This is a genomic window from Klebsiella sp. TF21-TM, assembly GCF_019753495.1.
In the GTDB taxonomy this organism is placed as follows: Bacteria; Pseudomonadota; Gammaproteobacteria; order Enterobacterales; family Enterobacteriaceae; genus Klebsiella; species Klebsiella quasipneumoniae.
Window position 1 is genome coordinate 171,548 of record NZ_JAIJYL010000002.1, and the last position, 20,938, is coordinate 192,485.

General features: G+C 60.3%; 21 protein-coding genes. 8 read left to right on the forward strand and 13 right to left on the reverse strand.

Translation table 11 applies throughout. The annotated features are described in order from the left end of the window. Nucleotides 1-15 precede the first annotated feature (15 nt). Nucleotides 16-966 (forward strand): FAD:protein FMN transferase, encoded by a 951-nt coding sequence (locus K5R89_RS02705; protein ID WP_178944484.1) that lies wholly within the window; start codon nucleotides 16-18, stop codon nucleotides 964-966. Here K5R89_RS02705 and dcuR read toward each other — a convergent pair. Together dcuR and K5R89_RS02715 are read right to left on the reverse strand one after the other, a co-directional pair. Then, a complete protein-coding gene (gene dcuR / locus K5R89_RS02710; RefSeq protein WP_044522752.1) occupies nucleotides 947-1,666 on the reverse strand; it encodes a two-component system response regulator DcuR in 720 nt (239 codons plus the stop codon). The genes K5R89_RS02705 and dcuR overlap by 20 nt on opposite strands. Next, the gene (locus K5R89_RS02715; RefSeq protein ID WP_023289525.1) at nucleotides 1,663-3,279 is read right to left on the reverse strand and encodes a sensor histidine kinase; all 1,617 of its coding nucleotides are present in this window, start codon (nucleotides 3,277-3,279) and stop codon (nucleotides 1,663-1,665) included. Before K5R89_RS02715 ends, dcuR begins: the two co-directional genes overlap by 4 nt. A 155-nt stretch (nucleotides 3,280-3,434) precedes the next feature. Here K5R89_RS02715 and K5R89_RS02720 point away from each other — a divergent pair, with 155 nt between their 5' ends. The 4 genes from K5R89_RS02720 to K5R89_RS02735 all read left to right on the forward strand — a co-directional run bounded on the left by K5R89_RS02720 (nucleotide 3,435) and on the right by K5R89_RS02735 (nucleotide 7,877). Continuing rightward, on the forward strand, nucleotides 3,435-3,755 hold the full coding sequence (locus K5R89_RS02720; protein WP_032428815.1) for a hypothetical protein: 321 nt from the start codon (nucleotides 3,435-3,437) through the stop codon (nucleotides 3,753-3,755). A gap of 199 nt (nucleotides 3,756-3,954) precedes the next feature. After that, a complete protein-coding gene (locus K5R89_RS02725) occupies nucleotides 3,955-4,875 on the forward strand; it encodes an N-acetylmuramic acid 6-phosphate etherase (RefSeq protein ID WP_072421724.1) in 921 nt (306 codons plus the stop codon). 307 nt (nucleotides 4,876-5,182) lie between these two features. Beyond that, nucleotides 5,183-6,793 (forward strand): malate dehydrogenase (quinone), encoded by a 1,611-nt coding sequence (mqo, locus tag K5R89_RS02730; protein WP_135734263.1) that lies wholly within the window; start codon nucleotides 5,183-5,185, stop codon nucleotides 6,791-6,793. 157 nt (nucleotides 6,794-6,950) lie between these two features. Beyond that, nucleotides 6,951-7,877: a LysR substrate-binding domain-containing protein gene (locus tag K5R89_RS02735; RefSeq protein WP_023289529.1), complete on the forward strand. Its 927-nt coding sequence runs from the start codon at nucleotides 6,951-6,953 to the stop codon at nucleotides 7,875-7,877. On the opposite strand, the gene mdcH is transcribed toward K5R89_RS02735, so the two are convergent. The 9 genes from mdcH to K5R89_RS02780 form a co-directional block, all read right to left on the reverse strand. Beyond that, nucleotides 7,867-8,769, reverse strand: coding sequence for a malonate decarboxylase subunit epsilon (gene mdcH / locus K5R89_RS02740; RefSeq protein ID WP_072420263.1), 903 nt, complete (start codon nucleotides 8,767-8,769; stop codon nucleotides 7,867-7,869). The two genes, K5R89_RS02735 and mdcH, sit on opposite strands and share 11 nt — an antisense overlap. Then, nucleotides 8,769-9,386, reverse strand: a complete 618-nt coding sequence (locus K5R89_RS02745; RefSeq protein ID WP_107112615.1) for a malonate decarboxylase holo-ACP synthase — start codon at nucleotides 9,384-9,386, stop codon at nucleotides 8,769-8,771. Before K5R89_RS02745 ends, mdcH begins: the two co-directional genes overlap by 1 nt. A 3-nt stretch (nucleotides 9,387-9,389) precedes the next feature. Beyond that, on the reverse strand, nucleotides 9,390-10,349 hold the full coding sequence (locus tag K5R89_RS02750; RefSeq protein ID WP_064157582.1) for an AEC family transporter: 960 nt from the start codon (nucleotides 10,347-10,349) through the stop codon (nucleotides 9,390-9,392). Between the two features lie 136 nt (nucleotides 10,350-10,485). Further along, nucleotides 10,486-11,286 (reverse strand): biotin-independent malonate decarboxylase subunit gamma, encoded by an 801-nt coding sequence (mdcE, locus tag K5R89_RS02755; RefSeq protein WP_217259177.1) that lies wholly within the window; start codon nucleotides 11,284-11,286, stop codon nucleotides 10,486-10,488. Next, nucleotides 11,286-12,119 (reverse strand): biotin-independent malonate decarboxylase subunit beta, encoded by an 834-nt coding sequence (locus K5R89_RS02760; protein WP_217259176.1) that lies wholly within the window; start codon nucleotides 12,117-12,119, stop codon nucleotides 11,286-11,288. Before K5R89_RS02760 ends, mdcE begins: the two co-directional genes overlap by 1 nt. Beyond that, the gene (gene mdcC, locus K5R89_RS02765) at nucleotides 12,112-12,411 is read right to left on the reverse strand and encodes a malonate decarboxylase acyl carrier protein (protein WP_023289535.1); all 300 of its coding nucleotides are present in this window, start codon (nucleotides 12,409-12,411) and stop codon (nucleotides 12,112-12,114) included. The genes K5R89_RS02760 and mdcC overlap by 8 nt, the downstream gene beginning before the upstream one ends. 17 nt (nucleotides 12,412-12,428) lie before the next feature. Next, nucleotides 12,429-13,271 (reverse strand): triphosphoribosyl-dephospho-CoA synthase, encoded by an 843-nt coding sequence (locus K5R89_RS02770; protein WP_048334889.1) that lies wholly within the window; start codon nucleotides 13,269-13,271, stop codon nucleotides 12,429-12,431. Further along, a complete protein-coding gene (gene mdcA, locus K5R89_RS02775) occupies nucleotides 13,271-14,926 on the reverse strand; it encodes a malonate decarboxylase subunit alpha (RefSeq protein WP_080819670.1) in 1,656 nt (551 codons plus the stop codon). The genes K5R89_RS02770 and mdcA overlap by 1 nt, the downstream gene beginning before the upstream one ends. A gap of 220 nt (nucleotides 14,927-15,146) precedes the next feature. Then, complete coding sequence (locus K5R89_RS02780) at nucleotides 15,147-16,181, reverse strand: AI-2E family transporter (RefSeq protein ID WP_023289538.1); 1,035 nt, start codon at nucleotides 16,179-16,181, stop codon at nucleotides 15,147-15,149. A 442-nt stretch (nucleotides 16,182-16,623) separates the two neighbouring features. On the opposite strand from K5R89_RS02780, the gene kpnE reads away from it, so the two are divergent. Beyond that, nucleotides 16,624-16,986, forward strand: coding sequence for a multidrug efflux SMR transporter subunit KpnE (gene kpnE / locus K5R89_RS02785; RefSeq protein ID WP_023289539.1), 363 nt, complete (start codon nucleotides 16,624-16,626; stop codon nucleotides 16,984-16,986). Next, a complete protein-coding gene (gene kpnF, locus K5R89_RS02790; protein ID WP_023289540.1) occupies nucleotides 16,973-17,302 on the forward strand; it encodes a multidrug efflux SMR transporter subunit KpnF in 330 nt (109 codons plus the stop codon). The genes kpnE and kpnF overlap by 14 nt, the downstream gene beginning before the upstream one ends. 55 nt (nucleotides 17,303-17,357) lie before the next feature. Here the strand turns inward: kpnF and K5R89_RS27755 are convergent, their stop codons facing one another. After that, a complete protein-coding gene (locus K5R89_RS27755; protein WP_258315333.1) occupies nucleotides 17,358-17,447 on the reverse strand; it encodes an ArsR family transcriptional regulator in 90 nt (29 codons plus the stop codon). Between K5R89_RS27755 and K5R89_RS02795 the strand changes: the two genes are divergently transcribed. After that, nucleotides 17,407-19,563 (forward strand): bifunctional diguanylate cyclase/phosphodiesterase, encoded by a 2,157-nt coding sequence (locus K5R89_RS02795; RefSeq protein ID WP_101989467.1) that lies wholly within the window; start codon nucleotides 17,407-17,409, stop codon nucleotides 19,561-19,563. The two genes, K5R89_RS27755 and K5R89_RS02795, sit on opposite strands and share 41 nt — an antisense overlap. Here the strand turns inward: K5R89_RS02795 and K5R89_RS02800 are convergent, their stop codons facing one another. Beyond that, entirely contained in the window at nucleotides 19,564-20,376 is an 813-nt protein-coding gene (locus K5R89_RS02800) for a serine protease (protein WP_044522790.1), read from the reverse strand. Nucleotides 20,377-20,938: the final 562 nt, after the last annotated feature.

A 20,938-nucleotide genomic window follows, 5' to 3' on the forward strand; every position in this document is an offset into this window, starting at 1 on the left:
ACTAAGGAGAGCCCGATGTCTGATAACCGCGTCTATAGCTACTCCGCCGTTCTGATGGGTTCTCCCATCCTGCTCAAACTCTGCTCCCATGATGAGGCGCTGGCCTCCCGCGTATTTCAGTTAATCAAGCGCTACGAAGATCTGCTTACCGTTAACCGCGCCGAGTCGCAGGTGATGGATATCAACCACGCCGCCGGACGTCACCCGGTGACCGTCAGCCGTCCGGTCTTTCAGCTCATTCAGTGCGCCAAAGCCGCTAGCATGGTGCGCGACAGCGCCTTTAACCTCGCGATTGGGCCGCTGGTGAAGCTGTGGCGGATTGGCTTTCAGGGACACAGCGTGCCTGACGCCGGCGAAATCAGGGCCCGGCTGGCGCTGACCCGCCCGCAGGAGGTGATCCTTGATGAGGCAACCTGCAGCGTGTTTCTTCAGCAGCCGGGGATGGAGCTGGATCTTGGGGCGATCGCCAAAGGCTATATCGCTGACCGGGTGCGTGATTATCTGCGTCAGCAGCAGGTGGAAAGGGCGCTGATCAACCTCGGCGGCAATGTGCATACCCTCGGCGAATGGGCTATTGGCCTGAAAAAACCGTTTGCCGATGCGCAGGCGCTGATCGGTTCCCTGACGGTCAACGGACAGTCGGTAGTCACCTCGGGCACCTACGAACGTTATTTCGAGCAGGACGGCAAGCGCTGGCACCATATTCTCGACCCGCGCAGCGGTTACCCGCTGGACAACGAACTCGACAGCGTCACGGTGATTTCCAGCGATTCTTTAGACGGCGATATCTGGAGCACGCTGCTGTTTGGCCTCGGCGTCGAGAAAGGCTGCGCAGCGTTGCGTCATCGGCAGGATATCGACGCGATTTTCGTCACCAAAAATCGCGACATTATACTGTCATCGCCGCAGCGCTTGCGCTTTGCGTCGCTGGACAGCGGCTACCGCGTTACTGACTGTACTGCTTAAGCAAACTGTACTGTTCGGCCACCAGGCGGTAGCGATAGACCGGCCGCCCGGTGGCGCCGTAGTGGATAGTGGTATAGAGAATATTGATCTGCGCCAGCCAGATCAGATACTTGCGGCAGGAAACACGGGAGATATTCACCGCCGCCGCCAGCTCATCGGTAGAGAATTCAACGTTCGGGTGAGCGTCAATCCACTGGCACAGGGTGCGCAGGGTTTGCGCGGTGAGCCCCTTGGGCAGCTTGCGCGCGTCGCTGGCCTCCGGCGCGCCGCCGTGCAGCAGGCGGTCAACGTCGGCCTGCTCGTAATAGGGTTGACCGGTTATCAGCTTGCGCTTCTCCCGCCAGGTGGTGAGCGCCTCTTCAAAACGGGGAAACTGGAAAGGTTTAATCAGGTAATCGACCACTCCGTAATGCATGGCGGTCTGCACCGTGGCGGCATCCGCCGCCGAGGTGATCATGATGACATCGATGGCGCGCCCCGATTTACGGATAGTCGGCAGCAGATCGAGCCCACTGTCCTGCTGCATATAGACATCCAGCAGCACCAGATCGATCTCCAGCTGCGGATCGTTAATCATCTCCCGGGCTTGACTGAGCGTCGAGGCGCTCCCGCTGCAACGAAAGCCGGGAACCCTTGCCACGTACAGGCGATTCAGTTCGGCCACCATGGCATCATCGTCAACAATCAACACATTTATCACGCACGTTTCCTTTTACTATCCCAGGGGAGATGAACAAAAAATTGGGTAAATACGCCGGGTTCCGACTCGACGGCGAGGGTGCCGCCCAGCTCGCGTAATTGCTGGTTGGCGAGAAACAGCCCGACGCCGCGATTCTCGCCTTTGGTGGAGAAGCCTTTGTTAAAGATAGCGTCGATGTTGTTTTCCGGGATCCCCGGCCCGTCGTCGCTCACTTCACCGCTTAGCCAGCCGTCCTGATAGTGCAGCAGCAGGCCGATTTCGCCCTCCGCCTGACCGCTCATGGCGTCCAGCGCGTTCTCGATAAGGTTGCCCAGCACCGTCACCAGCACGGTGACCTGCTTTTCATTCGGGCAATCCGGCACCAGGCTCTCTTCCGCCAGCTTAAGGGTAAAGCCGCACTCGGTGGCGCGCTGCATTTTACTTATCAGAAAGCCAGCCACCACCGGGGATTTAATGCGGTGCTGAATATCGCCGATGTCCGCCTGGTAGCGGTGGGCGGTCTGCAGCACGTACTCCTCGAGTTTGCCATAGCTTTTCATATTCAGCAGGCCGAGGATCACGTGCAGTTTGTTCATAAACTCATGAGAGGTAGTGCGCAGGGCATCCACATAGCTCATCATGCCGTCCAGACGCTGCAGCAGCTGGCTGACTTCGGTCTTATCGCGGAAGGTACAGATGGCGCCGACCACCGCCTCCTGGCTGCGGATAGGCACCGTGTTGCTGATGAGCAACAGGCCATTGCACCCCAGCTCGCGGTCGTACATCGGCTCGCCGCTGTGCAAAACCGTCTGCAGGTCGGCCAGCAGCGGGGTATGCGCGAGCGTCTTGTCCGGCCCGGAAAAGAGTATCTCGCGCGCCGCCGGGTTGATCAGGTTAACCTCACCATGGGCATCGACCGCCACCACCCCCTCCTTGAGGGCGTGAAGCATGGCCTGACGCTGCTGAAACTGAGTGGATATTTCGTGCGGCTCCAGCCCCAGCAGGACGCGCTTCAGGCCGCGCACCAGGCTCCAGGTGCCGATGGCGCAGACCAGCGCGCTGAACAGGATGGTCAGCAGCACGTCCCAGCGGCTATTGGCGATCTGTTCGTCCACTTTGCTCAGCGAAATGCCGACCACCACCACGCCAATCTGCTGATGCTGGTCGTTGAACACCGGGGTAAACACTCGCAGCGCCGGGGCCAGCACCCCGTGGTTAATGGCCACGTTCTCTTTTCCCTGCAGCGTCGGCTGGATATCGTGGCCGATGAAGGGTTTGCCAATAATTGAGCTGTCCGGATGCGAATAGCGAATACCGTGCATATCGGTGACGATAGCGTACAGCAGGTCGTTGCGCCGGGTGATGGCCTGCGCCAGCGGCTGAATAATCTGCTGCTGCGGCGGCGCCGCCAGTCCGCGCTTCACCTGCGGCATATCAGCCATGGTACGCGCCACCGCCAGCGCGGTCTCTTTCAGGCCGTCGCGGGTGGCATTGCTGATCTGCATATACCACAGGGCATAGACCAGCAGCAGCACGGCGCCGATCACGCTGCCAATCATCAAGGAGACGGCGGTGCTCAGCTTTAGCGGTAAGGCGCGTTGACGAACGCGAGGCGGGTGCTCTGATGCCTTCATGACGATCCCGGATAGATTCAGTGAACGATTATTATCGCTGATAGCGCGGCATTCATAAAGCCGTGTAATCAAAGCAAAAGGCCGCTTTTGCTACGGTAGCCTCGGCCCGTCCACGATAAACTGTCGCTTTTCGCCACAGGCTTAAGGCAGACATGATGGAACTGGCATCTCTGGTCCGGGATATCCTCCGGCAACAGCACGTTGAACGACTGACGCAGCATCGTGAACAGGACCGTGAAGCGGAAGCAGAGTGGGAGATCGCGCGCTGGCGGCATCGCAGCGGGGTGGTGATCCAGCACCGCTACGAGCTCGAGCTTCCGCAACAGGATGCCGCCTCCTGCCCGGAGTGCTGGATCGACTGGCAGGTTATCGATAGCGCCGGCCTGGAGGTGAAGCCAATGCGCAAACAATTTTATAACCTCTGTCAGCAATCCTTCTGGCTGGCCATGCAGGCGGAAGGTGAAGATAAGACCTGATACAGGATTGCTCAGATAATCGGCAATTGCCCGTGAACGGGCGATCGGGACGGTAAACTGTGACCCCGACGGCGGTAAAGCGCGGAAGATTCCCCTTATAGTGGCGACAGAGGTTAAATAGTCCTGATGAATATAAGGATATGCATCAGGCCGCTGATTTCGCCGAGATGCGCTTTTTCTGTCGTAAATGGAGGTTGTTATGAGCAGTTCGCTAACCGCGTCAATGCAGGCACGTCGTCACCCGGATACCACCCACATCGATCGCCTCGCCACCGCCGACATGCTGGCGATGCTGCATCAGGATGATAAGCAGATATCGGAGGCGGTCGGCGCCTGTCTGCCGGATATCGCCCGGTTGATTGATATCGCCACCGCGACAATGAGCCGGGGAGGGCGTCTGGTCATTATCGGCGCCGGGGAATCAGGCCGCACGGCAGTCCAGGCGGTCAGCGACTACTCTCCGGAAGGCAAACATGCGCTGGTGGGGCTAATTGCCGGTGGCCAGACGGCGGCGATGGCCGAGCGGGAGACGGCGGCGAATAATTACGATCTTGGCGCCTTCGAGCTGCAGTCGCTGGACTTTTCCAGCCACGATATGCTGCTGGCGCTGACCGTTAGCGGCAAGACCCCGTGGGTCTGGGGGGCGATGCGCCACGCCTGGTCGCTGGGGGCCCCGATCGCGGTGGTGACCCAGCAGGCGGCCAGCGAGGCGGCGCAGCTGGCGGATATTGTTATTGCTCCGCAGACCGGGCCGGAAGCGGTGGCGGGTTTGACCAATCCGAAGGCCCGGCTGGCCCAGCGGCAGATCCTTAACATGGTGTCGACGGGCCTCGCTATCCGTGACGGCCGGGTGTACAGCAACCTGCGGGTGGATCTGCAGGCTGACACTCCGCACTGGGCGGAGCGGCAGGTGGCGATTGTCATGGCGGCCACCGACTGCACGCGCAGCGAAGCAAAAGCCGCGCTGACCAACTGCCACCACCATTGCCGCACCGCGATCCTGATGCTGCTCAGCGGGCTGGACGCCTGGCACGCGCGGGAGCTGCTGACCAAACATCACGATCATCTGCGTCTTGCCCTGCGCGAAGCCCAGCGCAGCGCTGTCACTCCCGCCCATTAAGCCTGTCGCCAGGCGCGCACCAACGGTGTGCGCGTCTGGACTTTATTAACTAAAGAAACCCCTCTTTTCTATTTTCCCCGGCAATCGCGCTGAATTTTCAGCGATAATTTTACGGCGGCTCTTATTTTTTTCACCGATCTGATTTTTTAAGTTAAATAATTATTTGATTAAAAATGCGAGAGTGTAAATGATATTTTAAAATAAAGTAAAAGTGCGTTAATATGCTGCCTCTTATTACCGTGTGCTACGTGATAATTCTATTATGCCTGCAATGAAAAAAACGATTATTTCCTTTACCGCATTAGCGATGTTCGTCAGCGCGGCGACGCATGCTGAAGCGGATACCTCTAAAAAAACTGACTTCCTGCTGATTGGCGGCGGGATCATGAGCGCCTCGCTTGGCACCTGGCTGCAGGCGCTGCAGCCGGACTGGGACCTGACGATGGTGGAGAAACTGGACGGCGTGGCCCTGGAATCTTCCAACGGCTGGAATAACGCCGGTACCGGTCACTCGGCGAATATGGAGCTGAACTATACGCCGGAGCGGGCCGACGGATCGATTGACGTCAGCAAAGCGCTGGATATTAACGAACAGTTTATGATCTCCCGTCAGTTCTGGTCGGCACAGGTGAAGCGCGGTATTTTGCACGATCCGCACTCCTTTATTAATTCCACGCCGCATATGAGTTTCGTCTGGGGCGATAATGTCGACTATCTACAGAAGCGTTATACCGCGCTGCAGCAGACCACCTTATTCCAGGGGATGAAATTCTCCACCGACCACGCGCAAATTAAACAGTGGGCGCCGCTGGTGATGGAAGGCCGCGATCCGCAGCAGAAAGTCGCTGCCACCTGGACGCCGGTGGGTACCGACGTTAACTATGGCGAAATCACCCGGCAGCTGATCGGCAGCCTGAAGAAAAACAGCCATTTCACCCTGCAAACCTCCTCTGAGGTCACCGATTTCAAACGCAATGCCGATAACTCCTGGCACGTGACCATTAAGAACGTACAGAGCGGGGAAGCGCAGACTATTGACGCGAAATACGTCTTTATCGGCGCCGGCGGCGGCGCGCTGAAGCTGCTGCAGAAAACCGGTATTCCTGAAGCGGACAACTATGCTGGCTTCCCGGTGGGCGGTTCGTTCCTGATGACAGAGAACCCGGCGGTCACCGCGCAGCACCTCGAGAAAGTGTATGGCCAGGCTTCGGTCGGCGCGCCGCCGATGTCGGTACCGCACCTTGACGCCCGCTACCTGGATGGCAAGCGCGTGGTACTGTTTGGGCCGTTCGCCACCTTCTCGACCAAGTTCCTGAAAAACGGTTCCTTCTTCGACCTGTTGAGCACCACCACCACTGACAACGTGCTGCCGATGACCCACGTCGGACTCGATAACTTCGACCTGGTGAAATATCTCGTCAGCCAGGTGATGCTCAGCGATGATGACCGCTTCGCCGCGCTGAAAGAGTACTACCCGGACGCGCGTAAAGAGGACTGGAAGCTGATCCAGGCCGGCCAGCGCGTGCAGATCATTAAGAAAGACGCAGAGAAGGGCGGCGTGCTGAAACTGGGCACCGAAGTGGTGGTCGATCAGCAGAAAACCATTTCCGCGCTGCTCGGCGCGTCGCCGGGGGCTTCCACCGCCGCGCCGATCACCCTCAATGTGCTCAAGCAGATGTTCCCGACGCAGTTTAACTCGCCGGAGTGGCAGACCCGTATCCACCAGATCGTGCCGAGCTACGGTCAGAAGCTGAACGGTAACGTGGCGCTGACCCAGCAGGTTTGGGATGATACCGCCGCGACCCTGCAGCTGACGAAACCGCCGGTGATCCAGATGCCAGCGGCTGCGCCCACCGCGACCGCGAAGCCGGCGGAGCCGCAGCGCGACGCCTCGCCGCAGCACGATATGGCGCTGTAAAAGCAAACTCGATAGAGAACAAAAGGGAAGACCACGGTCTTCCCTTTTTTGCGTTCCTTGCCGGCCTAAGCCGCTCTCTGCCTGCAACTTTGCCGTCATAAACGATATACTGATTTGAATTGAAAAAAGAAAAGCAAATCAGGAGTGTGGAAGGGCTATGCAAGACGATATCAACCAGGAGATCACCTTCCGCAAGCTGTCGGTCTTTATGATGTTTATGGCGAAGGGCAATATCGCCAGAACCGCCGAAGCGATGAAGCTTAGCAGCGTCAGCGTTCACCGCGCGCTGCATACCCTGGAAGAGGGGGTGGGCTGCCCGCTGTTTGTCCATAAAGGGCGCAATCTGCTGCCGCTGCAGGCGGCGTGGACGCTGCTGGAATATTGTCAGGATGTGATGAGTCTGATGAGCCGCGGCCTTGAGGCGACGCGCAAAGTCGCCGGCGTCGGCCAGGGGCGGCTGCGCATCGGCACCCTCTATTCCCTGACCCTGGAAACCGTCCCGCGCATTATCATGGGTATGAAGCTGCGTCGCCCGGAGCTGGAGCTGGATTTGACCATGGGCTCTAACCAGATGCTGCTGGATATGCTGGAAGACGACGCCCTCGACGCTATCCTGATCGCCACCAATGAAGGGGAGTTCAACAATACCGCTTTCGACGTGGTGCCGCTGTTTGAGGACGATATCTTTCTCGCCGCCCCGGCGACAGCGCAGCTGGATAGCACACAGCTTGCTGACCTGCGCGATTACGCCGACCGGAAATTCGTCTCGCTGGCAGAGGGGTTCGCCACCTATGCCGGGTTCCGGGAAGCGTTTCATATCGCTGGCTTCGAGCCGACGATCGTCACCCGGGTGAATGACATCTTTTCGATGATTAGCCTGGTGCAGGCGGGCGTCGGGTTTGCGCTGCTGCCGGGGCGGATGAAAAAAGTCTATGAAAAAGATGTACAGCTGTTAAAGCTGGCGGAACCGTACCAGATGCGCCAGCTGATCTCGATTGTCTATTCACACCATCGCGAACGCGATGCCGACCTGCTGGCGCTGGCGGCGGAAGGGAGAATGTACGCCCGGAGCCTTAATCGCTAAGCCGCTGCGCCAGATGGCGGGCGACATCCACGCCGCTGCGTTCCAGCGAAAGGGTCTCTCCGCGCCAGCCCGCCTGGCGGGTCAGGCAGGTCAATACCCCGCCTGGGGGCATCTCAATGGCTAAGCGCGCGTCGCGCTCATCGGCGGCGATCATCGCCTCCTGCCAGTGGACGGTGCGCGCCATGTTCATCGCCAGATCGTCGGCGATCCGCTGCGGATCCCACAGCACGCGCGCCGTCGAGCCGCTTAAATAGGCGCACTGCGGGCGCGTTAAGGTCACGTCGGCAAAGGCTGTTGCCAGCGCGGCGGCGGGTTTATCCAGCAGCGCGCAGTGCGACGGGACGCTGACCGCCAGCCGCTGCGCCTTACTGGCGCCCGCCTGCAGCGCCAGCTGCGCTACCTCGGCCATGGCTTCATCGCGTCCGGCGATCACGATCTGCGTTTCGGCGTTCAGGTTGGCAAGATAGACCTCGTGGCCCTGCATCAGCGCCTCAACCCGCGGGCGGGTCAGGCCCATGATCGCCGTCAGCCCGTAACCTTCGGGATAGGCCTGCTCCATAAGATCGCCGCGCAGGGCCACCAGGCGCAGCGCGCTGGCGAAATCGAGCGCGCCGGCAATCACCGCTGCGGGAAAGGCGCCGATGGACAGGCCGCTGACAATCTGCGGATTGACGCCCTGGCGCTGTAGCTCGCGCGCCCAGGCTACCCCGGCGATCAGCAGGCAGAGCTGGACCGCACGGGTATGTTTTAGCGATCCGGCGCTATCGAGGGCCTCGACTTCATTCCCCAGCACGGCGCGCGCCTGGCTGAGGATCGCTTCGCGGTCGGGGATAGCCGCCAGCATGCCGGGACGCTGGGCACCCTGTCCGGGAAAAGTAAACAAAATCTTCATCATTCCTCCCTGCGCCACGGCGCAGCGGTTAAGCGCGCGCCGCGGGACGTTTTCAGCAGCGCTCGCCCATCGCGTAGCCACTCATTGAGGGCGAAGGCGCCGTATGGCGTTTCGACCTGGGTATCGGCGCGGCACGGGAGCTGGGCCACCCGGGACTGCCATTCCAGCAGCGCCTCGCGGGCCAGCGGCTGCGGGGCGCGGATCAGGAGATCCAGATCGCTTGCCGCATGGAGTACCGGGATTTCGGTCGCCAGCGCGTAGCCGGTGCTGCCGGTGATGCCCCAGCGCCAGGGCCAGTCGCCCAGCGTCAGGGCGATGGCCGCCTGGACCGGCGGCTGCGAAACAAAAGGGGAGCCCAGCAGGCGCTCGCGCTCCACCAGCATCTCCGGGGTGACGCTGCGCACGATATTGTGCGCCTGTACCCAGCCGGCGGCGCGCTGTTCGCGCTTCATGCCCCGCACCCCAACCGGGATGCGGCCCTGGCCGTCAACATCGCGCCTCACCACCACCGGCAGCGCGGCTCGCCACTGCTGAGCCACCCACGGCTCGGCTATATCTTCCAGGGCGCTGGCGTGGTTTAACCACACTAAATCGTGGGGACGCGGCGTTGATGACATGGTTTACAGTCCTGAAGTCAAAGAGATAAACAGCGGTAGCGACAGGATACACAGAACCGAGCTCAACAGCAGCACGGCTTCAGCATCCGGGGACTGCACGCCGAAGCGGTTGCCGAAGACCACGCCGAAGAAGCCGGCGGCCAGGGCAATCATCAGGATCGCGGTAATGGCGATAGAGCCGTGCAGACCCAGCAGCATCACCAGACCCCAGGCGATAAACGGCTGCACCAGCAGTTTCACGATGGTGGAGGTGGCGATCAGCGCATTGAGCTGCAGTTTACGCGCCGAGAGGATCACCCCGGTGAGGAACAGCGCCGCGGCGGTGGCGGCCAGGCCCAGCGGTTTGATGGCGGCCAGCAGCAGGTCCGGCATTTTAATGCCGATAGCGGAAAGCACCACCCCGAGCAGCGGGCCCCAGACGATCGGCTTTTTCACCGAACGCCACATCAGCACCGGCAGCATCGCCAGCGTAGAACCGGTGGTTTCCCCCGCGGCGCGGGCTTTTTCACGTTCCAGAATCAGCAGGCAGAAGGGGGTCATCAGTACCGAACCGCAGGCGATAGAGACCGCCACCGACAGCGAGGTCGATGCGCCTTCACCCAGCACGCTGCCAAGGATCGGCAGGCCCAGCGCGGCGTAGTTCGGCAGCGCGACGGTGAGGGTCAGCACCGCGGCATCCTGCGGGGTGCGTTTGAAGACGCTGGTGGCGAGGAAGTAAATCCCGGCGTAGGTGATCCACATCGCGCCAGTGAGCGCCAGCACCAGCGGTGACTGGGCGACGATACCGGCCCACGGCGTTTGTACCGTGGCGCTGAACAGCGTAGCGGGTAAGGCAAAGTCCATTACAAAGATATTGAGCAGGGAGACATTTTTGTTATCTACCATCCCGGCCTTACCGGCCCAGAAGCCCAGCAGCATAATGACGAAAATCGGGGCAAGAGCATGAATAATCACATAAGTCATAAATCACCTGTAAATAAAATAGAGTACTGGCGCGATTGTTATTTTTTCTAAAAGCCGTCCCTACCCGGCGCGGTTATGACGCGCTCCGGGGGACGGCTTCCGGCAGGTTTTCTTCTACTACTTACGTACGAACGTGCTACCAGCTGGTGCGCATCAGGTCGCGGACCCGCTGCGAGCTGCGGCGGTTTTCCGCACCCAGGCGGCACTTCAGCGAGGGATCCTGGCGCGCGTCAGCGATGGCGTCGCGCAGGGTGTGGCTGACCAGCGCCAGATCGTGGTCGTCAGGGGCGTCCGGATGGCTGATGTCCAGCAGAGCGGAGAGCAGGCCGAGCGTGGCGTAGTTGCTGACGTCATAGGCCATCGGCGGGATGGTCGCCGCCAGTTTCTCCAGCGCCTCCACGCTGCGCAGGGTAATGCGCGCGGCCGACGCTTTACCCATCGCGTGGACCAGTACGCCGCTGTCGTTAAAGGCGATCAGACGGTTGGCCTGGTAGCCGTGGGCCAGAAACGCCCCGGACATCGCTTTGCCGACGATCAGGCCAATCACCGGGTGGCCGGCCAGACGGGCTTTGGCGTAGGCGCCTGCCGCTCCGGCCAGCGCCTGGTGAATACCAAAGGCTTCTTCGCGACGGCCATAGGCCTGGCTGGGCACATCGATCACGGCGACGATCGGCCGTTTGCGGGCCTGGTCGGCGTCGGCGGCGATGGTTTCATTGACCACTTTCGCCAGCGTCCAGCCTTCCAGCAGGCCGACTTCACCGCCGGCGGCGCGCGGGTAGTGGTTGTTGGCGTCAGGCACCACGGCGATAAAGCGGACGCTTTCGCCATCAATCTGGCCATCTGCGACCTGCACGGAAGGGCACAGGCCGCTCATCAGCGGCGCCTCGGGCGCCAGTTTGTTCAGCCATAGCGCGGCGCGGTTTGGGAACTGACTCATTATTTTTCCTCCCGGGCAAAAAGCTGTTTAATCTGCGCGGTATCCGCCTGCAGGCGGGTGTCGAACTGGCTTAAACGGCGCAGATAGTCGTCATAATTGTCGCTGCGGTGCTGCGTCGGTACGCCTTTGGCGATCGCCTCGTTCATTGCGGTTTTAACGGCGTTAACGCCATCGTTAACCAGCGCGTCGACCAGCCCGCTGGCGGCGCGAATTTCACCCCCGGTCATGCTCCAGATAAACGGCCGGTTACGCGAGTCGTACTCTTCAATGCCGGCTTCCTGCTCGATAACCTGCGGGCCGTTGAGGCCGAGACGGGCTTCTCGGGTGACGATGAGATAGCTGCACAGCGCGGCGGCGATGGACATGCCGCCGAAGCAGCCGACGGTGCCAGCGATGATGCCGACTACCGGGGTGTAGCGGCGCAGATCGACAATCGCGGCGTGGATATCGGCGATGGCGGCCAGGCCAAGGTTGGCCTCCTGCAGACGTACGCCGCCGGTTTCGAGGCACAGGACCGCCTGCGTCGGAATACCGTTGCGGTTATCCTCCGCCGCCAGCTCCAGCGCGGCGGCCATTTTGGCGCCGGAGACCTCGCCCATACTGCCGCCCTGGAAGGTGCCTTCGATAGCAATCACCACCGCCGGCTGGCCGTTGATAGCGCCTTTGGCGACCACCATACCGTCGTCGGACTGCGGGACAATGCCCTGCGCGCCGAGCCACGGCGACATAATGCCGTCAAACGGATCCAGCAGTTCACGGTAGCTGCCGTCGTCCAGCAGTGCGTGGGCGCGTTCGCGAGCGCGCAGTTCGATAAAGCTGCGATCGTTACGCATGAGCGGCCTCCTCAAAGACTTGTTCAATACGAATACGGGCGACGCCCGGCGTGGCGCCGAAATCGTGAATAACCAACTGCCCGGCGGGCAGGCCGTTGATCAGGCTCAGCCGGTCGAACAGCGCCTGCCAGCGCGCCTGGCTGTTATCCACCGAGGTGGTAATTTGCACGCTGAGCGTATCGCTCCCGGCGGCGGTATAGAGCACTTCCATATCGCCTGAACCTACAACCCCTGCCAGCGCTCGGCCGCGGAGGGCGCGGCTGGCAGGAAATGACAATGTAATCTGTTCCATAACATCCTCTGAATGCGTTAGCCGGCAACCCGGTCGAGAAACAGGGTGGCGGCAAGGAGATCGGCGGCGCCGCCCGGAGAGGCGTTGTGCGCCAGCATCTGCGCGTCAAGCCGCGCCAGGGCGGCGCGTCCGGCGACGCTGGCGCACCCGCCGGCCGCCAGCACCGCGCGGGCGCCCTGCTGCATGGTCTGCAGGCCGGTCATGCCGGCGCGCGACAGCACGCAGGTATCGCTCAGCGAGGTCATGATGGCCATCAGCGCGTCAAGTCGCGCCTGCGGCTCGCTGGCGCCCCGGGCGCGGCTTTGCTGTAACTGCGGCAGCGCCAGGGCGGTGATATGCGGGAAACCGCGCTGCGCCTCTTCGCGCGCGCCCGGCACCTGCCAGCGGCGGCTGGCGCGTAGCCCTTTACTGAAGCTTTTCGGCGCCAGGCCGTCGGGCAGACGGGCGAGGGCGGCGGCGGTGTCGGCGATCGCCTGTGAATGACCCACTCCCCCCAACATCGCTACCGCGCTGACCAGCAGCCCCAGCGCCCAGATGGCGCCGCGGTGGGTGTTGACCCCGCCGGTGGCCTGCATCATCTGCGCTTCGCCTTCCCGGCCGAGGCGGCCGACGGTTTCGCGCAGCGCGATATCCGCCGGGCGGCGCCAGCTTTGCTGGGCCAGCGCGTGGAAGGTCGGCTGCAGGCTGCGGGCGGAGCGTTCCATCAGCGCCAGCGTGAGGTCCTGATGCGCGCCGCTGCCGCGGCTGTCGACCAGACCCGGTTTCGGGCTCAGACGGGCTTCGTCAATCAGACAGGCGCTGGCGGTATCCGCCAGCCAGCTGACGCGGCTTTCTGCGTGCAAGGGGGAGAGAATTTTCATTACCAGCTCCGGAATTTTGCCGGTGGGTTGTACAGTCCGTCGGACCATTCCACCAGGTCGGCGACGCTGCCGGCGGCCAGCAGCGAACGGGTGGCCTCGCTGCGGCGAATGCCGAGATCTTCCGGGTAGACCACTTTGCCGCTCTGACGCAGGGCAGCCACGCGTTTCGCGTCCACTCCGAGGCCGATGTCGGTGATCCCGGCCACGGCGGCGACCATCGCCCGGCGCTCTTCCAGGCTTTCCGCACGATACAGGTAGGCGATACCCTCTTCGGTCAGCACGTGGGTGACGTCATCGCCGTAAATCATCACCGGCGCCAGCGGCATGCCGGAGGTTTTGGCGACGTCGACCGCGTCGAGGGTCTCAACAAAGGTCGGCTTCACCCCGGCCTGAAAGGTTTCGACCATCTGCACCACCAGTTTTTTACCGCGCTGCATGGGGTCTGGCTCGGTGATCATATTGAGCCAGGCAGGGGTGGCGTGGCGGCGGCCGTGCGGATCGTGGCCCATGTTCGGCGCGCCGCCGAAGCCGGAAAGGCGGCCGCGGGTGACGGTCGAGGAGTTAGCCAGACCATCAACCTGCAGGGTCGAACCGATAAACATATCCACCGCGTACTGCCCCGCCAGCTGGCAGAAGGCGCGGTTGGAGCGCATGGAGCCGTCCGGGCCGGTAAAGAAGATATCCGGACGGGCGCGGATGTACTCTTCCATCCCCAGCTCGCCGCCGAAGCAGTGCACGCTCTCCACCCAGCCGCTCTCGATCGCCGGGATCAGCGTCGGATGCGGGTTCAGGGTCCAGTGTTTACAGATTTTGCCTTTCAGACCGAGCTGTTCGCCGTAAGTCGGCAGCAGCAGTTCGATGGCGGCGGTGTTGAAGCCGATCCCGTGGTTGAGGGACTGCACCTGATGCTCGGCGTAGATGCCCTTGATCGCCATCATCGCCATCAGAATGTGTTCTTGCTTAATCAGGCGCGGGTCGCGGGTGAACAGCGGTTCAATAAAGAACGGCTTGTCGGCGACCACCACGTAATCAATCCACGAGCCGGGAATATCGACACGGGGCAGATCGCACTCGTCGTCCACCAGTTCGTTAACCTGGGCGATAACAATACCGTCGTGGAAGGCGGCGGCTTCCACCAGTGCCGGGGTATCTTCGGTACTCGGCCCGGTATACAGGTTACCTTTACGGTCGGCTTTGTAGCCGGCGATCAGCGCGACGTTGGGCGACAGATCGACGTACAGGCGGGAGTAGAGTTCGATATAGGTATGAATGGCGCCGATTTCCAGCAGGCCATCTTCCAGCAGCTGCGAAATGCGCAGGCTTTGGGGACCGGAGAAGGAGAAATCGAGTTTGCGGGCGATACCTTTTTCAAACAGGTCCAGATGCTCGCTGCGACCGACGCTCGGCATGATCATATGCAGATCGTGGATTTTCTGCGGATTGACTTCCGCCAGCATGCGGGAGAGGAAATCGGCCTGCTTCTGGTTGTTGCCTTCCAGCACCACCCGGTCGCCGGGGGCGATCAGGTTTTCCAGTACGCTGACCAGCTGGTCAGTGGGGATGACTTTGCCGGGGATGTTGGCCTCGGCCAGCCGCCGCTGCTTTTCCGTCCGGCGACGGTTCCAGACCCGCCCCGTCGTTTGTTCGGCATTCATTATTAACCTCCTGATTCGACAAATCGTTTTGTTTGTCCTGGTGGAGGGTAGTGTGCGATGCGAGGCGCGGAGCATCAATTAAGCACGGCGGCCAATCGTTAGCCTGAGAGTAACAATTGTGATTGGCCCTTTGTGATGAGGATCAATAATACGAAAGGCGTAGTGGTCTACCACAGGTGTCAGGGAGAGGGGGCCGGCCAGTCGCCGGCCCGAGGAAGGGTTACTCTTTGCTCACATCACTTAATAAGAATGCGATGCTCTGGCCGCCGCTGGTCTGCTCGAGGGCGATTTTGACGATGATCGTCAACGGCACCGACAGGAGCATACCGACCGGACCCAGCAGCCAGCCCCAGAAGATCAACGACAGGAATACCACCAGGGTGGAGAGTCCCAGGCCGCGCCCCATGATCCGCGGTTCGAGAATATTGCCGAACACCAGGTTAACGATCAGATAGCCGGCCAGCACCACCAGCGCCTCGTAAAGACCGCCGAATACCAGGACCTGCAGGATCGGCGGGATGGCCGCCAGCACGGAGCCAATATTGGGAATATAGTTCAGCGCGAAGGCCAGCAGCCCCCACATAAAGGCGAAACGCACGTCCAGCAGAACCAGCATGCCCCAGACCACCAGCCCGGTGACCAGGCTAATCGCGGTCTTCAGCACCAGATAATGCGACACGCTGTCGATGGCGCGCTGAATGGCCCCCATGCCTTCTACCGGGCGGGACATCAGCTGCTGCAGTTTGGCGGGCAGTTGCGGAACCTCCAGCAGCATAAACACTACCGTCAGCAGCAGCAGAAAAATCGAGGACATGGCGTTCGACAGCTGAGTGAGCAGACCGGTGACCAGGGTCATCACGGCGTTGGGGTCGATGTATTTGTTTAGCTCCACCACCGAGACGGTAAAGCCCAGGCGCTGCAGCCAGGGAGCGATGGTTTGCATCGGTTCGTAGAGATAGTTGCGGTACTGCGGCAGGGTGCGCGCCAGCTCGTTAAGCGAGGTTCCCAGCGAGGCCAGCAGCACAACGGCTAACATGACGATAAGGCCGATCAGCAATGAGATCGCCAGCACGCGTGGCACCCGGCAGCGGACCAGCAGCTGGACCAGCGGATTAATAATCACCGCCAGAAAAAGCGCGAGTATAAACGGGACAATAATGTCTGCCGCAAAGCGAATGCCGGTCAGGATGATCACCAGCATGCCCAGCATGATGACCATCTTTAATCCGTTAAGTGTAATAATAGGTTTAGCCATAGGATCCCGTCCTCAATCTTCCTTGCCTGTTAACAGGTTGCGTTACATTAGCATAATGACGTTTTTTTTCAGAAAAAACGCATTGCAGCAAAACCGCGTCGTAAAGAATTGCAAAGTCTTTGAATAAAATGTAGCACTATGCTACAAATGTACCTGTGTTTAACTACTGAGGACAATTTTCATCCGCACCGGACGAGAAGCAACACCGCGGATAATTGTAATTTTATGGACAATCAGTTCAGGATGTATATTTTAAATCCCCCCGCAGTATCCCTCACTTTTTCCCGTTTTGCCGGCGAACAGCACTGGCATTCGGCGCTATAGTCACCTTCTTTCTGCCTGAGCTGGCGCCAAGCGCACAGCGAAATCTACGTCAGAAATTTTCCTGTTTACGCGTCGCGTAAACGGTAATGGATTATATTCTCAAGCAGGAGAAGGGATCATGTTTTATTGGATTTTATTAGCTTTAGCGATTATTGCTGAAATTACCGGCACCTTGTCGATGAAATGGGCAAGCATTAGCGGTGGGCATACCGGCTTTATTTTAATGCTGGCCATGATTGCCCTGTCATATATTTTTCTCGCCTTTGCGGTTAAAAAAATTGCCCTCGGCGTGGCCTACGCGTTATGGGAAGGGATTGGTATTTTGCTGATCACCCTGTTCAGCGTACTGTTGTTTGATGAAAGCCTGTCGCTGCTGAAAATAGCCGGTCTGACTACCCTGGTAGTGGGGATCGTCTTAATTAAGTCCGGCACCCAGAAAAAAGCGTCGTCGAAGCAGGAGGTGGCTCATGCAGCAGTTTGAGTGGATCCACGCCATCTGGCTGGCTATCGCCATTGTTCTGGAAATTATTGCCAACGTCTTTTTGAAGTTTTCCGACGGTTTCCGCCGCAAGGTCTATGGCATTCTGTCGCTGGCGGCGGTGCTGGGCGCGTTCAGCGCCCTGTCGCAGGCGGTGAAAGGCATCGATCTGTCGGTCGCCTATGCGCTGTGGGGCGGCTTCGGTATCGCGGCGACCATCGCCGCCGGCTGGGTGCTGTTTGGCCAGCGCCTGAATAACAAAGGCTGGGCGGGAGTCATCCTGCTGGTTGCCGGCATGGTGTTAATTAAACTCGCCTGACGTCGCGCCGCCTGCAAAGCCAGGCGGCAAAACGGGTTCGCTGTAGTATGCTTACTCAAGACCGGCCCCGCAGGTATTGTGCCCGGTGACGATGAGGACTGCGCATGCTCACAGCTTTCGGCTGGCGGAAAATTCCTTCCGCCAGGACGTTGTCAATAATGATTTTTCTCGCCGGGCTCGGCCTCACCGCGTCGGTGATCTCCCTGCTTTACCTCTCGCAACACCTCATTGCCAGCAAATCCAATGAAATTGACCAACAGCGCTCGGTCCTGTCGGTGGAAGGGGCGGTGCAGACCTCGGTCAACCGGGTGCTGTCGCTGGTGCTGGACAATGCCATCTGGGACGATGCGGTGACCCAGACTTACGCTCCCAGCCTGGATCAAAAATGGCTGTACGACTCCTGGGGATCCGGCTTCAAAATCAATAACCTGTATGACGGCACCTTTGTCCTTGATGAACATTATCACATCCTGTGGGGCGCCTTTCAGAGTCAGGTCATGCCCCGGGCAGACCTCTCATTTCTCGGCGCCGGGCTGACCAGCCTGATCCGCTATCATGCACAGGCTCTGCGCGAGGGGAAAAACGCCTTCGCCGGCATCACACGTACCGAAGCCGGGATCGCTTTCGTCGGCATCGGCCTGATACGGCCGACGAGCGGCCGGCTGCAGGTGGCTGACGAGACCCGGCGCTATCTGGTCATTACCCGGCACATCAGCCCTCAGCTGCTGGAGCGTTTAGGCGACACCTTCCAGATAAGCCATCTGCATCTCAGCGACGGCCCAGGCGAACACCGGATCCCGCTGCGCACGCAGGGAGGCGAGGTTCTGGGCTATCTGGCGTGGCAGCCGCGCCTGCCCGGCGCCGAAGCGGCTCTGGCCTCGTCAGGCAGTATGCGGCTGATCGCCGGGGTGGCCGCCAGCCTGATCCTGCTGTTTATTCTGTTCAGCAGCCTCGGCATGTATAAGCTGGCCCGCGGCGAACGTCAGGCGCGGGAGATCGCCCTGATTGACTGGCTTAGCCGCCTGCCCAACCGGCGTGCGCTGCTGCTGCGGCTCAGCCAGGTGTGCGACACGAGTAAGCACGATATGCAGTGCGTGGTGTTTATCGATCTGGACGGTTTTAAGGATGTGAATGATAACTATGGCCACGATGTGGGCGACACTCTGATCCGCCATATCGCCAGCGCGCTGCAAAAAAGGGTGCCGGCGGGGGCCATGCTGGCAAGAATGGGCGGGGATGAATTCGCCATGGCGGTGAGCGGCGAACAGGCGATCGACCGGGCCGCGGCGTTCGCCTGGGCGGCGCTGGAGCTGCTTAAAGCGCCGGTGGCGCTGAGCAAACGCACAATTTATATCGGCGCCAGCATCGGCATCGCCAGCGGTACTCCGGCGGAATGCTCCAGTACCGAACTGTTTCGCCGGGCGGATATCGCCATGTACCACGCCAAGAAGAGCGGCAAGGGGCGGACGGCCTGGTATGACGATGCGCTGGATGCCGTGCGACGTCATCAGCTGATGATTGAGAATGGCATCCGTCAGGGGCTGGAGCAGGATGAATTTGAGGTCTGGTATCAGCCGGTGGTCGATGCCGATACGCTGGCGATGACCGGCGTTGAAGCGCTGCTGCGCTGGCCGCGTCGCCCGCAGGGTGCGCTGGCGCCGGATGCGTTTATCGCCATTGCCGAGAGTAGCGGCCTGATTGACGCCCTCGGCCAGTTCGTCCTGCAACGCGCCTGCAGCGACCTGCAGCCGGTGGGCGATCTGCTGCTGTCGGTGAACATCTCGCCGGCGCAATTTCGCGATCCGGCGTTTGAAAGCCGGGTGATGGAAACGGTCGCTGCCTGCCGCTTTCCGCCGTCGCGCCTGCAGGTGGAGGTGACGGAGAGTTATGTGCTGGAAAATCCGGAACGTTCGCAGGCGGTGGTGGAGAATCTGAAGGCCCAGGGCATCGCCGTGGCGCTGGACGATTTTGGCACCGGTTACTCCAGCATCGGCTATTTACGCCGCTTTCGCTTTGACAGCCTGAAGATTGACAAATCCCTCGCCGGGCGGGTGGATTGCGATGTGCAGGCGGCGGAGATGGTGCGCGGCACGGTGCGCATCGCCCGCGCGCTGGGGATGACGGTCGTGGCGGAGGGGGTTGAAGATCCGCAACAGCTGGCGCTGCTGCGGCGGGCCGGTTGCGACCGGCTACAGGGCTTTTACTTCAGTAAACCGATGCCGATCGCCGACCTGCTGCAGCGGCGTCAGCAGCAGGGGTAATTACTCTCCGGCCAGCGCCTCCAGCTTATCGCGAAAGCCAGTCACCGCGATGGCGCGGTTGTCCGCCCGCCAGCGATCCTGCGGGCCGGGAGCCGAACTTTGCACGGCGATCACTTGCCAGCCGTCCGCGGTTTTCAGCAGCAGCGGCGAGCCGCTGTCGCCGGGCAGGGTGTCACACTGGTGCGACAGGACGCTGTTTTGCGCCCAGCCGGTGACGATGCAATCCTGATGGCTGTAGAGATTGTCCAGATGATCTTCAGGATAACCTGACTGGGTCACTTTCCGGTCCGCCGCCTTCAGCGCGGCGGTTAAATCGGCCTTACTGCCGGGGAAGAGCGGGATCGGCGTGATGCCCGAGGGAGCATAGCGCAGCACGATCAGGCCAAAATCCGAGGGCGCCGCGGCGGAGGGAACGATCCAGCCGTCACCGTCGGCTTTCAGACGCTTGCCTAACCCGGGATCAACTCGCCCGTCAATGCCGTGGATCTCATACACCCAGTTACCCTTGCGGGAAATAAAGCGCAGAGCGACCGCTTTGTCCGGCTTGCCGCGCGGGGGCGTTAACAGGCAGTGGCCCGCGGTCAGCGCCAGGTTGGGGGAGATGAGCGTCGCCGTGCACAGATTGCCGCTGGCGGTCTCCAGCTGGCCAATCGCGTCCCACGGACTCTCCTCCGGGCGGCTCACCGCTTTACGCTCATCGTGGCCGAAAAACAACGTCTTAATATCTTTGGCGCTCAGTCCGCTATCTTCGGCATGTGCGCCCAGAGGTAACAGATAAAATGAACACAGTAATAACAGAACGTCTCTACGCATATCACTCTCTGGGGGAGGCTATGATGTCTATTGACAGTAGCAGGAGATTTAAGTTTTTGAAAGTAAACAATAATTCTAAACAGGCCAAACGGCATGTCTCATCTGCGCGCGACGGGCTCTGGCGCGGGTAAAACCTTCTGATTTCAATCGGTTAATACCATTAACCTTCTGCTGCTATTTCCGCAGAAAGTACGGTCTGGCGCAAGCACATTCGTGTATCAGAACGTACTGAAATTGGCGAATAATGCAGCAATACCTCGTTGAGGTTATTTCTGGTTTGGCAGCATAATGCGCAAAAATAATACTTTTACCCGCCAGAACTTCACCAGAATTCGCACTTCTTTACGCCTCACGTAATTATTTTCAATGCGAAACATTTTCTCACCGAAAACGTTGTTACCGTCACCCGGCCGTTGAGTAAATAGAGAGGTAATACCGGCGATGATAGCCTGAATTCTATTTCCCCGGCGTTCGGAGGGTATATGTCTAAAAAAGGTATTCGCGCACTGGTCTATGTTTCCCTGGTCTCGGTGGCCATCTGGGGCGCAACCGGCTATCTGGT

Excerpts from the sequence above, each read along its gene's own strand:
- K5R89_RS02705 (WP_178944484.1), top strand. The coding sequence starts at position 16 with ATGTCTGATAACCGCGTCTATAGCTACTCCGCCGTTCTGATGGGTTCT.
- K5R89_RS02715 (WP_023289525.1), bottom strand. The coding sequence starts at position 3,279 with ATGAAGGCATCAGAGCACCCGCCTCGCGTTCGTCAACGCGCCTTACCG.
- K5R89_RS02720 (WP_032428815.1), top strand. The coding sequence starts at position 3,435 with ATGGAACTGGCATCTCTGGTCCGGGATATCCTCCGGCAACAGCACGTT.
- K5R89_RS02725 (WP_072421724.1), top strand. The coding sequence starts at position 3,955 with ATGAGCAGTTCGCTAACCGCGTCAATGCAGGCACGTCGTCACCCGGAT.
- mqo (WP_135734263.1), top strand. The coding sequence starts at position 5,183 with ATGTTCGTCAGCGCGGCGACGCATGCTGAAGCGGATACCTCTAAAAAA.
- K5R89_RS02735 (WP_023289529.1), top strand. The coding sequence starts at position 6,951 with ATGCAAGACGATATCAACCAGGAGATCACCTTCCGCAAGCTGTCGGTC.
- mdcH (WP_072420263.1), bottom strand. The coding sequence starts at position 8,769 with ATGAAGATTTTGTTTACTTTTCCCGGACAGGGTGCCCAGCGTCCCGGC.
- K5R89_RS02745 (WP_107112615.1), bottom strand. The coding sequence starts at position 9,386 with ATGTCATCAACGCCGCGTCCCCACGATTTAGTGTGGTTAAACCACGCC.
- K5R89_RS02750 (WP_064157582.1), bottom strand. The coding sequence starts at position 10,349 with ATGACTTATGTGATTATTCATGCTCTTGCCCCGATTTTCGTCATTATG.
- mdcE (WP_217259177.1), bottom strand. The coding sequence starts at position 11,286 with ATGAGTCAGTTCCCAAACCGCGCCGCGCTATGGCTGAACAAACTGGCG.
- K5R89_RS02760 (WP_217259176.1), bottom strand. The coding sequence starts at position 12,119 with ATGCGTAACGATCGCAGCTTTATCGAACTGCGCGCTCGCGAACGCGCC.
- mdcC (WP_023289535.1), bottom strand. The coding sequence starts at position 12,411 with ATGGAACAGATTACATTGTCATTTCCTGCCAGCCGCGCCCTCCGCGGC.
- K5R89_RS02770 (WP_048334889.1), bottom strand. The coding sequence starts at position 13,271 with ATGAAAATTCTCTCCCCCTTGCACGCAGAAAGCCGCGTCAGCTGGCTG.
- mdcA (WP_080819670.1), bottom strand. The coding sequence starts at position 14,926 with ATGAATGCCGAACAAACGACGGGGCGGGTCTGGAACCGTCGCCGGACG.
- K5R89_RS02780 (WP_023289538.1), bottom strand. The coding sequence starts at position 16,181 with ATGGCTAAACCTATTATTACACTTAACGGATTAAAGATGGTCATCATG.
- kpnE (WP_023289539.1), top strand. The coding sequence starts at position 16,624 with ATGTTTTATTGGATTTTATTAGCTTTAGCGATTATTGCTGAAATTACC.
- kpnF (WP_023289540.1), top strand. The coding sequence starts at position 16,973 with ATGCAGCAGTTTGAGTGGATCCACGCCATCTGGCTGGCTATCGCCATT.
- K5R89_RS02795 (WP_101989467.1), top strand. The coding sequence starts at position 17,407 with ATGCTCACAGCTTTCGGCTGGCGGAAAATTCCTTCCGCCAGGACGTTG.
- K5R89_RS02800 (WP_044522790.1), bottom strand. The coding sequence starts at position 20,376 with ATGCGTAGAGACGTTCTGTTATTACTGTGTTCATTTTATCTGTTACCT.